The following is a 12,861-nucleotide window of genomic DNA, read 5'->3' on the forward strand; positions in this document are numbered from 1 at the left end:
CGGGCTTCACAGACACTGGCACACAGTAAATCGGCATAACTGATGTACACAAACAGGGGGCGACTCAGCTTCTTATCAGGTTCCTCACGCTTTTGCTTCTTCTGCTGGTGTATCATCGTATATTGAATTTCCGCTTTATCTCTCATTTTTTTAGCTGTTGCATCCAGCCTGTCCCATTCACGCAAAGAACGATACACATTCGCCAGATCTTTCAACGCATCAAGTTGATCTATTTCATCCAAACGTTCGACAAAGGGTTCAAATAGCGTAGCTGCCTTGAGATTTCGGTTCTGATCGTCTCCAACCTGAATTGTGAATATACGATATTGACAGATTGCCAAGCGTTCAGAATGTTGATATTTTTCCACTTCTGCTACATTCTCATAGAGCAGCAACGCAGCAGCATGTCGTCCCTGTGCAAATAGCGCTTCCGCAATGTCAAATAGTCTGGGCGAATACAACGGATTGTCCATAATATGTCCAACCATTCGACGGATCGCATCCAGCTTGTCCAGTTCCGCACAACGATATAATAGTGGCTCGATTCGCCGCCAATTCGGGGAAAGGTCGATGATGTAATTTTCTATGTATAGTTCGTAAAAATAACCCTCCGATAATCCCATGGCCAACGTGATTCGGTCAAGCTGTTGTACGGAAACAGGACGATGTTGAATAACCCAATTACTAAGCGTTCTTTGATAAACACCTGAACATTCCGCAAATTGAGCCAAAGTCAAGTCGTTTTGCTTTAGATAATCTTCCAACTCCGCTAAAACCGTAGGTGTATGCTTCAAATCATAACCACCCTTCACATAAAAATTCCATAATTTTAAAGATCAATTACTATTTTTGTCCAAAAATTAACAACTGTCAACATTTTTTTGCAACTCATGCGGAAAAACTACGTTTGGCATAAGTTGTCCAGAAAGGACATGGTGACACGAGCGAGAAAATTAAAATTTGATAGACCCAAGGAAAAGATTTCACACGGGTTTTGAATGCTATACAAACAACCCCCGCATTGTGGAGAGTTGGGATTGAGCGACAGGACATTCCGCGTATAAAGTCGGAAGCCCTTAGTATTCTTGCCATTGCCTTGAGGGTTGAAATGATTGATAAGAACTATAAAAAAGAAAAGAATGTATAGCTAAGATGCGTCATCCGTTATATCAATGGTTCGGGGCTCATTTTTCTTTTTTTCATTCTTTTTTTCATCCAGAGTTTCGGCAATATATATAAGAATGCCAATGATCATGACCAGTAAAATGTAAATCAGTTCATCACCTTTAATTATATGAATATTAAACAGAGAGAGGATGAAAACCAGGACATAAAACACGATGAGACTGACAATCATGTATAGATAGAGCATATTTATTACCTCCAACTTATTTAAAGGTACCGGGTGGGAATTATCCGGCACCTTATTCTTTTGTGAATTATTTTAGTAAGAAAGGCATTCCTCGTTTTAATGAGGAATGCCTTTTCAAAATACTTTATAATCTTTATTTTTTAATTTGTAGCTCTTCCAAACCGTTATTATCTACTCCGGATGGTTCAGCAGTAATCCCTTTTTCAAGTGTCGCCTCAACTTTGTCTTTACTGTAAGCAGACTTCTCACTTTCAGGCCCGGAGTTCGTCCAAATTTCACCGCCTAAAGCATCAGATTGCCACCAATAAAAATCACGATATACTAAATCTGCTGTCAAATAGAATAATACTTCATTATCTTTACCATTGATAGTCAGATCATATTGAGAAATACCACTGCTGTCTTTAGCGTCATTTAACGCCATTATCCACTGTTCAATTTTAGGAACCAGACTATTGATCTCGGAGACATCCGCTGCAATCACAATCGTTGCCAGCTTTCCACCAATAACACTATCTGTAATATCTACCGATTTTACATCCATACCGTTTCCTTGCAGTTTACCATAAACAGCTTCCAGAACCTTTGTCGACTCTAGGGAGCCTTGGATTTTTTTCGAAAAGTCCGGGATATGAGTAACATCATTAGAAACAGCATCATAAATCGTTTTTCCATTCGCACCTTTAATAGCTAAATCAATATTTTTGATTTCATTGGTCCCGTTGACTCCACTCCGTACTTCATTTCGAACCGCGCGGATCGCTTTAATGTCATCAATTGTAGCTTTTCCAGAACTTGAAGCTGATTTCGTTTTCACTTTCAAGTCCCCCTGTTGGGCACTAATACTTGAAATAGATACTCCTTGCTGAGAAAGCTTGGTTTGAATAAGCTCAGTAGGACTCTCGGCAGAAATGGAATTAATATAAAAAGCCCCACTAAGAATGCTAAGTGCAGCCCCAACGAGTAACAACTTTTTATGTTTCAATGCTTTCAGCCTCCTTTACAATCATCGTTTAATAGACTTTGTAATTTGCATTATCCGTTTTGCTGACATGATATGGACTATCGGCAGACGGGGCTGTATCATTTGCTTTCCACACACCACTTGTATTTTTGTATTGCACACCAGTAAATTGGAATGGCCCCATTTGAGTATTTGTTGAATGGGTTTCTGCTTGCGCTTGTACATTATTATTTGTTCCTAAGCTCCAGCTCCCCTTATCATAACCCCCAATATATGCATGCCATTTACTGTCAGAACCATATTGAACCATATATTTTACAGATGAAGATAAAAGGTGAGTCCCTATTTCCTGCATACCATAAGCACCATTAACAGTATGTTCAACGTAAGTTGTAAATCCCGGATATCCTGAATAATATCGGATACCTGTTTGAATCCAATCTCTATTTGGAGTGACATTTGTTACCCAAGCTGACTCACCACTAGTACCAAGCGTAGGCAATTTACCCGGAGTTGTAATGGTAGCAGTCATACCTAAATACTGACTTCCGTACTTGTTGACCCCAGCATAATAACTCTCTGCATAAATAGAACTAGAGCCAAAAAGAAGGAAAACAGTGCAAATAACAGAAAATAAAGATACCCACTTTTTCGTCATAATTTTTTTCTCATCCTTTCATGATATAGCGATAGGCTTCCCCTCATCTATATACAGGAGTTTGAATAAATTTGAACTTCCTTTCAATCTTAATTAGATTTGGAAAAAAAAGCCTTCATGGATAGTAGACTGATCATGGATGGAAAAAGTTGCGGAGAAAAAACACTTTTCATAGAAAAGTGTTTCCGTGGCCTATATTTGTCCTGAATATGGCCTTGAAGTGGCCCGTCACTGGACTTTTGCTGTGGTAAATTTGTATCATGGAAAATCGAATAAGACGAATCGAGGCGCAACGCTTCAGTGATCAGGTCGGCCAATGTGCCGGCCTTTTTGATTTTTCGAAATACCATATTAGGAGGACATGAACCATGTCTGGATCGGCTACACTACCACGTTTCGCATTTTTGGATTCAGAAGGCATCCTGCATCTTCACGATGAGAAACATGCCTAGCAGCACTGGAAAACATGTATAAACTTCACTAACTGATGATGTGAGCGGCTATCCAGTTGTTGAGGGTCAAGGCGTTGTTTACTATACCCGCGAAGGTCAAGGTTTATGTTAAAGGCAACAGGTCGAAAGGCCCGCTCATCGCTACGCCACCAGTGCTCAAGCAACTCGCAGCAGAGCTTCTGTAACCAAGCATCACCAGAGTCATTCCACACTCTCATATAGAGTGCGACTGAATAAGTACCGTCAAACATTGGATAAGCTGAGTAAATTTCAATCCACGCACTCACATGGAGTGCGACAACGAATATTTTGAGAGGGCAAGACAAGAACTCAACATTTTAATCCACGCACTCCATACAGAGTGCGACTACATAGTATTCACATGGTGCGAATAGTTCTTGACAATTTCAATCCACGCACTCCATACAGAGTGCGACTGCGGAACGAGCTTACCCGTGTATTACTCCAAGAGATTTCAATCCACGCACTCCATACAGAGTGCGACAAAGACTGCCGTGCTGGATGATCCTCTCATTGATATTTCAATCCACGCACTCCATACAGAGTGCGACTATCGCGTGCCGCTGGAACTAATAAATCAAATATATTTCAATCCACGCACTCCATACAGAGTGCGACAGCGAAAATACAGAAATTGATACGCTAATGATATCAATTCCATACATTTTCGCAAAAAACGATGCTAAAAAAGCTTGAATCCACCCTTGACTTCTATTATAGAAAGTGGATTCTAATCCTTTTCGACAAATTTCGAGGTGCGAAGGACCCGGGGTTTTTATGTGAGCTTCACATTCGCACCTTACAGAATCAGCGGGCTTTCCATATCGTAAGATTCTTTTGCCCCCATATGCTCTACTTTCTTTTTATAGTTATCCCCTAAATTGTAGAATCGCAGGCTGTCTTCTTTTTTGTCTATCAACTCTTCTAATTCATACTTTAAACGGCGGAACTGGGTCGAATCCAAAATGCATTCAAACACAGAATTTTGCACCCTTTGTCCGTGATCTACACACTTTTTCGCAACCTTGGCCAATCTTTTTCTGCCTTCTCTGTCTACTGTACTCACATCATAAGTAATTAGAATTAACAAGACTACACCTACTTCCACAAAAATGGAGGGTACTCGTCCAAATCCCCACGAATATGCCTAGCCAAGAGCAAAGCCTGAGAATAAGGCACAAGCCCCCAAGACATTTTCTCATTCAAATAAGGATGAATAATCTTGTCCTGCTTCCGTTCCTGCCATGCCTTCAATACGATTTTCCTCGTATCATCGTCCATCATGACAGCTCCGTTTTCTTTTTTGTAAAATCCTTTGCCATGAATCAACTTTTTATTAATCAAGGACAGCACAAAACGGTCGGCATATACTCCTCGAAGCTCCTCCATCACATCCAGTGCCAATGAGGCTCGCCCCGGACGATCTCTATGCAGAAAACCTACGTAAGCATCCAGCCCGACGGCTTCCAGAGCGGATTTCATGTCGTTGGACAGCAGTGTATAGGCAAAGGATAGCAACGCATTCACATTATCCAGAGGCGGGCGCTTATGGCGTCCATGGAAATAAAAATCTTCTTTTTGCTGTAAGATCAGCTCATCGAAAACCGAATTGTACTGAACCGCCGCCGTCCCTTCCAAGCCGCGTAATATGTCCAGTTCCTCCACTTCACGAACCTGCTTCATGATCTCGGACAAAGAAGCGCTTACCTTCTTCATTCGTCCTGTATCAATACGAAGAGGATAGTCCCGCGTCGCCCGTTCCAAAATCCATTTATGGTTATATAATTTCCCTATAATCATGTTTCTGGCAACAAGAGTGCTTCTTCTATCATCATCTGAAATCCGATACTGTTCTTTTCTCAGTACCACATTTCCCCGGCTTTCGCCCGTAACTCGTGCCAGAAAACGTCCGCTTCGCGTCATGAAGGTTAAGTCTATGTTGCGTGTGGCGCAAGCTCCCATTAGGCCGGGACTGGCTCCTGCATAGCCAAAAGTGCAAACCGCCTCCAAATTATGCAAAGGATATCGTGCAAGAATGGACTCTTCTTGCTTGATTACGATATTTTCCCCATCCAGTGACAAGTACGTATCCGGCATCGTGACAAATAATGTGTTCAGTAGTTTTTTCATTCAGCCAGCCTGCTCTCAATAAAGCTTGAAACTGATTTTTTATTCAAAATCTCCGGCACACATATGTGTTGAAGCGAGCAGCTTTGGCAATGCGGCCCCGCTTTGGCTTTAGGCGTATGGTTTCGCTCAAAATAGTGCCGCATTTCCTGCAAGCCTGTACGTACACGCTCCCGGTCAGACGCCGTGATGATAACCTCTACGCGATGTTTGATCTTATCGTAATAAAAGTAGCCCTTGGAAATCTCACACACGAGCATTTCTTCAAGACACATCACTTGTGCGACCAACTGGGCATGATCCGAATCATTTCGTTTCGGTTTGCCGCGCTTGTATTCCACAGGAAAAGGAAGGTACGTACCTTCCTCCCCTGCAAGCGGAACACCAAGGGGATCGCGTATAAACTCTACCACGTCGCAGATTCCGGTGATTCCAAGCTCTCTGGAATGTACAGGTAATGCGCGCACGACGAGCTTATCCCCTCTTTTCTCACGAATCATCGGCTGATCCGCTTTTCGATGCAAATGATTGCCTTCAATCGTCCGCACGTTTTCTTCCCATTGCTGCTCGATATGAATAAGCGCCCATTGTCTTCTACAGAAATTAAAATGCTGTATACCGGATAGTAGCAAATAATCTTCTTCGTTAAAGCCCTGCATACTCTTGGACCTCTAAGCCTTCGAGCGGTGTTACTGTGCATTCATAATGGGTGTCAAAAGATTTGTCGATTGCACTTGCATCTTCTTTCGGTTTCACTTCTACAGAACGGTGTACTTTAGCAGATGAGTATTTTCCAAGCTTGGAATTATGCTCCCACCAATAGACTTTATGAACCTCCATGCTGCCGTCAGGACGGGCGGAGGATACATCATTTTCAAACAAGGAAATTAGCGCTTCCTTGATCTTTGCGGCATCTTCGTTTGTAAATCCTGTTTTTTCGGCTAGCTGTGTATTAATGCTTCCCTTAAATACGTACACACCAAAATCCACCCGATGCTTCATCCCCATAGTGTCGGAGCCTTTTTCGCTCCCTGGTTCGGAATTTACACTTTTGGTAATTTGCATACTGGTAATATCAATAGGGAGAACACTCGTTGCCGTATGTATAGATACAGGCCCTCTTACCCCCACAGATACTCCTGCCCCTTTACCCGCCGCTTTAAATGCAAAAACTTGACCAAAACTACGAACATCCATCCATTCCTGACAGGCAACTCTCGCAAAATCCTCACCTGAGCCTTCCTTATTCTTGAACATTTTTCCCAGCTCAGGATTGGCTTCAGCACGTTCTCTTAAGCTATGAAAAGCATCCAGTTTCCGATCATTCGATTGAACAAAAATAGACTCGCCCATATCCTGCAGACGATTTCTTATTTTCCGTTTCAGAGCCACATCTGAAATTTCGCCATAACCATCGTAATTTTGCCGTGGGCGATTGCCATTCAGGGGATCACCATTGGGATTGGCTTTCGCGACAGACAATACAACAGCAAAATCAATTTTATGATCCAAAATAGACATATGATTACTCTCCTTTAATGTACCTACATAGTTTTAAAGTCACTTAGGATTCCTGCTGTTCATTCATGTTTTTATGATTATTATGGTAGATTTCATAGCGTTGACTACTGAGTCCTAACAAGTATTTCCCGGTCAATGGTTTATTGTCAAACTCGTTGAAGGGGATTTTGTCAAGCACTTCATCAATCATATTGGTATAATAGTTTAAGCGTTTGCCAAGTCTGGCCTGATGTGGCTGCAAGGCATTTTGAATGGTCCTCCAGGTTCTTTCTGGATGTTGTGAGAAAGCACTCATATATCGGATTGCATTCGTAGATCGCTTCTCATCCTTGTCTAATGCGCTTCGTTCCATCACATCAGCTATCGCCAACAGTCTGCCAAATAAATAACTGCGATCCATATTTTCTTTATCTAATGCCACATTGTATCCCTCCCGTTGGTTAATCAATGCACATGTTATACTCAGTGTCTTCTCCCATTCCCATTTATCCATAGCTACCGGGTTAGAGGCACGGTGAGTAGCACTCCTTACAATATCCTGCGGAATTTTTCGACCATCTACGATACACGGAAGCATTCGTTCCATCAGACCTTTAACGAGCTTGTCATTCGCCTTCGGACCGTAAGCCGCAAAAGCAATGTCCTTCGTCGCCGGCGCTCCCCAAAATTGTAGCAGCTCACCTTGCTCGTCCTTCTGATAACGGTGCAGCCAGGCGCATGTAGAATGCCAGTCTATCAGCTTGTCAAAATACAATTTTTTATCCAAATTCCGATAATACAGAACAGCCATGCGTCCCGTTGTCGCTGAGTCAAGCACAAGAATATTGACATTTGCTTTGGACGCCGATTTGATAGCCAGTTTATTACGATAACCCGATAGTGCTTTGGCCAGATCAAAAGCAAACTCCTCGTTAGTATGACCTTGGATTGCTATCGGCTGCGATGATTCAGAGCCAAAATCCATTGCAAAGATGTTGTCATTGTCGGTACAACTCGGAACATTCGTATCATCATTTCCCCAGACGAGAAAGACACGACCCTCCATGATTTTCCCTTGACGATGAATCAGCCACTTTAAGGCATTATGAGCTTTTTGTGATACCTCGTAGCTGATGCTTGCTGCTTCATGACTGTGAGCAAAACGTCCTCTGAACGTGAAACCGCTCGTGTCATTTGCCGAAATCAGCTTGGCTTTATCTCCGGAATTTCTGATTTTATTCGCGTGTTTATCTGTACCGGGAAGCTTCTTCCCGGTTACATAACAAATATCTTCTTCGCCCAATAGTTGGCTGTAGTAACCAACAAATGAATCATATAGTTCTATATCCTGCCAGACTTTAGTTAACGCTTTATCTGGTGAATACACGTTAAAACGAATAAATACGCTCTCCACTTCACCGGGAACTGCCGTAAATATACGTGGTTTTTCCCCATGTAAAGGTTCGTACTTCTTGTCCCATGTACTTATTAATTTCTGATCCGCATCAAGATATAAAACAGGCTCGCCTACCAAGTCTTGAATCAGTCGGCGCTTGCTCAAGTAGCGATAGATGCTTTTCAGCTTGGGCGTAGCAAATTCTGAATTAGCCCAACCCTCTAACTGCTGAATATAAGCCGCAAAAGGCTCTTCTTTTTTGATCTTTCCACCATAGACGACAAAATCTCCGGCAACATAGCTTAATTTATCATGCAGCGGATAAGGCGCTACGACAGAACCAGCCCGACTGGCTGACTTCTCCGTGCAAGGAATCAATGTACTAAAATCGTCTTTATCCAGCACTCGGGCTGAATGAAAATCGCCTTGCTCTGTAATCTCCACTTCAATTTGTGCATTTTGAGTTGTATGAGAGATGGGCAGGAGCGTGTACTCGCGATCATTGTATTTCTTCTCAATCACACCCACACGGCCAAGATTGGATTCATATGTTTCAAATAGATTTAGCAGCCAGCTCATTTCATGCCCCACCCCTCCCACTCTACAAGCAGCTCATCTGCGGATTGAACGTTATTTTCACCAAATTGTTTGGAATGCATTTCGCCTATGATACGAACTTGTGGGCATTTCTCCGGTGGAATAAATTCAATGACTCCATCCTTCATCACCGGATTCCACAAGCGTACTTCCAACTGATTCCTGCCTGTCTCATCCGGGTAGTTCATTCCATGCACCATGTTTCCCAGATGAATTTCGCCGTAGTTATCATAGAAACCAGGGGACTCACCAAAAACACAAGGCTCCACATAAGCTTGGCATTCCCGTGTACCGAGGAAAATATCTCTGCGCCCACCCGCAAGCAACGAGCGTTTGAGTATATTGTGATGCTTATTCTCATTACGATCATATTCCAGCTCAGGACGATGTAGATTAAAAACAAAATGAGCCTGAACCTCATAGCAAGGATCTTTGAGATAAGTATAATTAGCAAGCGTATTACCGCCGCTATATTCAATGGGCCGAATCCCCTTCGATTCCATTCGGATAGCGTTTAGAACACGAACCTTGTCTATAACTATCGTAATCGTAGGCTTCCAATAAATACTTTCTACGATCCCTTTTAATGCCTGATAGGTGGGGACACTGTAGGTTAGTTTCTCACCACCCAGCTTGGTTAGCGGGTCAGTGAACAGTGCATAATCTCCGTACACTCTAAATTCGATTGCGTTTCTCAACTGGTAACTTCCTCCTTTCTAGGTCTTTTTATCTAAACATAGTACCAGAATATTACTTTTGCCATAGTCAGTCAACGCAAAAAATAGGCTCTTTAGCTCCTATAAAGGCATTCTTAGAGAATAAAACCATCATGCAAACTATCATTATGAAGATTCAGCCCAAATAAATCATCATAGGCCCCCTCAGTCAAAGCCCATATCTTTCCATCCAAATAAGGAATCAGCGCCTTATTGTGATCCAGTTCTTCTTTCTCATGGTGCAATATATTAATGGTGAATTGTTGCGCCCTGCGTAGCAGACTGGTAAGATCGTCTATGCTTTGCTGTCCGTTGAGATCAGCGATAATCTCTTTTCCTTCCTTCTCTCCATCTCCATATGGAACGATAACTGCTGTTGTATGATCTTTAATGACCTGAAAGTATTCTGCTGCGGTCTTATAGCTATTCGCTAGAAATAGAGGGAGAATCGTGCCCTTTTCATCGTAATAAGAGCGATAGTAGGTATTTTCACTTCGTTTGACAGATAATAGCTCAGTCATGTTTTTTCTTAGCTTAGGTATAAAATAGTTCAAGTCGGTTGCCAGCTCGGTATAATATTTTTGGAAATATACTTCCATAGCCTGTGCGGATAATACGTTACCGCCGAAGCTGGTTTTGTCACGTTTTAAGTCAATGAGCATTTTTCTGGTAATTTCTTTGCCGATTTTAATTTCTTTGAGCCGCTTGAGATTCTCTTCTTCATGATCAATGACATACACCTGCTTTGTTTCATCTCTTCCGTGGCGATTACATCGGCCTGCCGCTTGTGCAATCGAATCCAGACCAGCCAAGGATCGAATGACACAGGTAAAGCTAATATCCACTCCTGCCTCGATGAGTTGTGTGCTGATACAAATGACAGGTTCCTTATCATTTAAATGTTGTTTTACTTTCTCCAATATGCGATTGCGATGAGCCGGACACATGGATGTACTTAGGTGGTAAACCGGGATTGCACTGTTTCCTTCTGTTAGTCGAAGATATAAATTTTTGACCACCGCTTTTGTATTGAGAATAACGAGGACGCTTGGTTCATCAGCGAGCTTTTGCTCAACAAAATCGGCAAGTTTTTCCGTATTCACAGTACCGTTCGTCGCCTTGTCAACAATTTCAACCCGTTTAAACTTCTCTATGACATGATCGAGATTATGGACCATTTCCGCATCCGGCTCGATGTCCAGCTTGTTATGTACAAAATCCAATTCCGGTTGGGTAGCAGTGCAAAGAACAATACTTGAACTGGCATACGTTTTCAAAAAATTCAGCGCTTGATTAAACAATGAAATACAGTGAGTGGGGACTTTTTGGACCTCATCAAAAATGATGACAGACTCACTCAAATTGTGAAGTCTGCGGACATTTCTGCTGCCATCTGCGTAAAGTACATTTAAAAATTGCACCATGGTCGTGAAAATGATGGGCGAATCCCAATTATCCTTAGCCAGCTTTAATTTTTGATGTGTATTCACAACAACATCTTCAAGCTCATGCTCCTCACGATCTATATCTTCTACCTCGTTCATGACCACATTCGAGTGATGCTCCAGAATGTTAGCGTCATCCCGTATAATTTTGCGAACCTCCTGCGCGTTTTGTTCAATAATCGTCGTGAATGGAACGACGTAGATGATATGCTTTTTTTCAAATGTAACTGCATGTTTTAGGGCATAACGCAAACTTGCCAGCGTTTTTCCACCCCCAGTGGGTATGGAGAGTGTATGTATCCCGGAAGGCTTGTCTGCAAATTGCTCACATTGCTCGGACATTTGTTTTCTAAGCAAATTAATGGTTGTGTTGGCAGCCTCTCCTGATTGCAGAGCGTTAATTCGCTCCATTAATCTTTCGTAATACGTTTGAAATAGCTGTTGGCGATTCATCGGTTCATTGTCATTTTTTTCGCCTTTAATATTAATTTCTTCAAAACAACGGGTATTCGTGCGATCCGCATCAATCAAAGCGCTAAAAACAAACTTGGATAAGAACAGCATTTTGAGTTCAACGTCTGGATTATGATCCCGTTTCATATAATGAGCCAACTCGGCCCCTGCTTGATTCACATAATGATAAAACGCAGATTCCTCCATCACCTGCTCATAAAAAAGGGCAGTTGCATGATCAAATCCCTCTAACTCTCGGTCACGCACCCGATCCAAAAATTTCGATTCCAGATCAGGGTCTAAAAAATCCTGCAAATAGGCATGATGTGAAATAATCGCATTCCCTACAACTTCAGATAATAAAGCTTTGTTCATGAAATCCTGCTTATCAAATGTCCCTTGAGGTTGAATGTGAAAAAGATTGTATAATAACTTTCCACCAGCGGTAGAATGATCTACGCTTCCTCGTTTCGGTGGATTGTCAGGATTTTGCACCGCCAAACGTATGTAATCTTGAAACTTTTCTGTGTATTTGCCCAAATCATGCAGCATACCAGCGAGTCCGGTAATATGTCGGATACCTATTTTGTCTCCATAAGATTCTGCTAGCTGTTGAGTTTCCAACAGGTGGTCTGCTACCGTCTGAATCTCTTGGTCACTTTCCCGTATGTGGGCAATATATTGCATGTTTTAATCTCCTTATTCAATGGTTGGGATGTTCGTCTGAATATGCCCATACTTTTGTTCAATATCGGCTTTACGTTCTGCTGAACGATTCTTATGAACTAAGACCTATTTACCAATATGTTGATAAAAAAGGAACAAAGATATATTTACTTTTACTCTTTCGACATTTATTTACCTTTTCCTCCAAAAAAATAAATTCAATAGTTAAGCTGAATTAAGCATCAATTAAGAATCCCCAAATTAAATACAACCGCCTATCCCATTTTATATTCTCTAAGTTGTGCGTGTGGCTGCCTCATGCTCCCCATTTTCAACCCACGCACACTCTATACAAAAGAGTGCGATATAAGTTCCTGCCCCTCGCTTTCACCCTCCACGATTTCAATCCACACACTCACACAGAGTGCGACTGAATTGTCAACAGTAAATCAGACAACTTTTTTAAGGGCTTCTTGGCGATACTGAACAGGCGT

At 42.0% G+C, this 12,861-nt stretch carries 10 protein-coding genes, 1 pseudogene and 1 CRISPR repeat array; all 11 genes and pseudogenes read right to left on the minus strand.

The features are described 5' to 3' along the window. Window positions 1-794: pseudogene (locus L696_RS0114715) on the minus strand (transcriptional regulator); the annotation flags it as partial. A gap of 353 nt (window positions 795-1,147) precedes the next feature. Beyond that, window positions 1,148-1,372, minus strand: coding sequence for a hypothetical protein (locus L696_RS0114725; protein ID WP_025684318.1), 225 nt, complete (start codon window positions 1,370-1,372; stop codon window positions 1,148-1,150). Window positions 1,373-1,505: 133 nt separating this feature from the next. Then, window positions 1,506-2,357, minus strand: coding sequence for a hypothetical protein (locus tag L696_RS0114730; protein ID WP_025684319.1), 852 nt, complete (start codon window positions 2,355-2,357; stop codon window positions 1,506-1,508). A 28-nt stretch (window positions 2,358-2,385) separates the two neighbouring features. Beyond that, window positions 2,386-2,994 (minus strand): hypothetical protein, encoded by a 609-nt coding sequence (locus L696_RS0114735; RefSeq protein ID WP_025684320.1) that lies wholly within the window; start codon window positions 2,992-2,994, stop codon window positions 2,386-2,388. 787 nt (window positions 2,995-3,781) lie between these two features. Then, window positions 3,782-4,085: direct repeats of the CRISPR family, unit length 33 nt; unit sequence ATTTCAATCCACGCACTCCATACAGAGTGCGAC. A gap of 181 nt (window positions 4,086-4,266) precedes the next feature. After that, window positions 4,267-4,557: a CRISPR-associated endonuclease Cas2 gene (cas2, locus tag L696_RS0114750; RefSeq protein WP_025684321.1), complete on the minus strand. Its 291-nt coding sequence runs from the start codon at window positions 4,555-4,557 to the stop codon at window positions 4,267-4,269. A gap of 8 nt (window positions 4,558-4,565) precedes the next feature. Beyond that, window positions 4,566-5,597, minus strand: a complete 1,032-nt coding sequence (gene cas1c / locus L696_RS0114755; RefSeq protein ID WP_025684322.1) for a type I-C CRISPR-associated endonuclease Cas1c — start codon at window positions 5,595-5,597, stop codon at window positions 4,566-4,568. Next, entirely contained in the window at window positions 5,594-6,253 is a 660-nt protein-coding gene (gene cas4 / locus L696_RS0114760; protein WP_025684323.1) for a CRISPR-associated protein Cas4, read from the minus strand. Before cas4 ends, cas1c begins: the two co-directional genes overlap by 4 nt. Then, entirely contained in the window at window positions 6,240-7,115 is an 876-nt protein-coding gene (gene cas7c / locus L696_RS0114765) for a type I-C CRISPR-associated protein Cas7/Csd2 (RefSeq protein ID WP_025684324.1), read from the minus strand. Before cas7c ends, cas4 begins: the two co-directional genes overlap by 14 nt. A gap of 43 nt (window positions 7,116-7,158) precedes the next feature. Further along, window positions 7,159-9,069 (minus strand): type I-C CRISPR-associated protein Cas8c/Csd1, encoded by a 1,911-nt coding sequence (gene cas8c / locus L696_RS0114770; RefSeq protein ID WP_025684325.1) that lies wholly within the window; start codon window positions 9,067-9,069, stop codon window positions 7,159-7,161. Next, window positions 9,066-9,785: a type I-C CRISPR-associated protein Cas5c gene (gene cas5c, locus L696_RS0114775; protein WP_025684326.1), complete on the minus strand. Its 720-nt coding sequence runs from the start codon at window positions 9,783-9,785 to the stop codon at window positions 9,066-9,068. Before cas5c ends, cas8c begins: the two co-directional genes overlap by 4 nt. Before the next feature lie 113 nt (window positions 9,786-9,898). After that, window positions 9,899-12,388 (minus strand): CRISPR-associated helicase/endonuclease Cas3, encoded by a 2,490-nt coding sequence (locus L696_RS0114780; protein ID WP_025684327.1) that lies wholly within the window; start codon window positions 12,386-12,388, stop codon window positions 9,899-9,901. Window positions 12,389-12,861: the final 473 nt, after the last annotated feature.

This window comes from Paenibacillus maysiensis, from assembly GCF_000520815.1.
GTDB classification, from domain to species: domain Bacteria; phylum Bacillota; class Bacilli; order Paenibacillales; family Paenibacillaceae; genus Paenibacillus; species Paenibacillus maysiensis.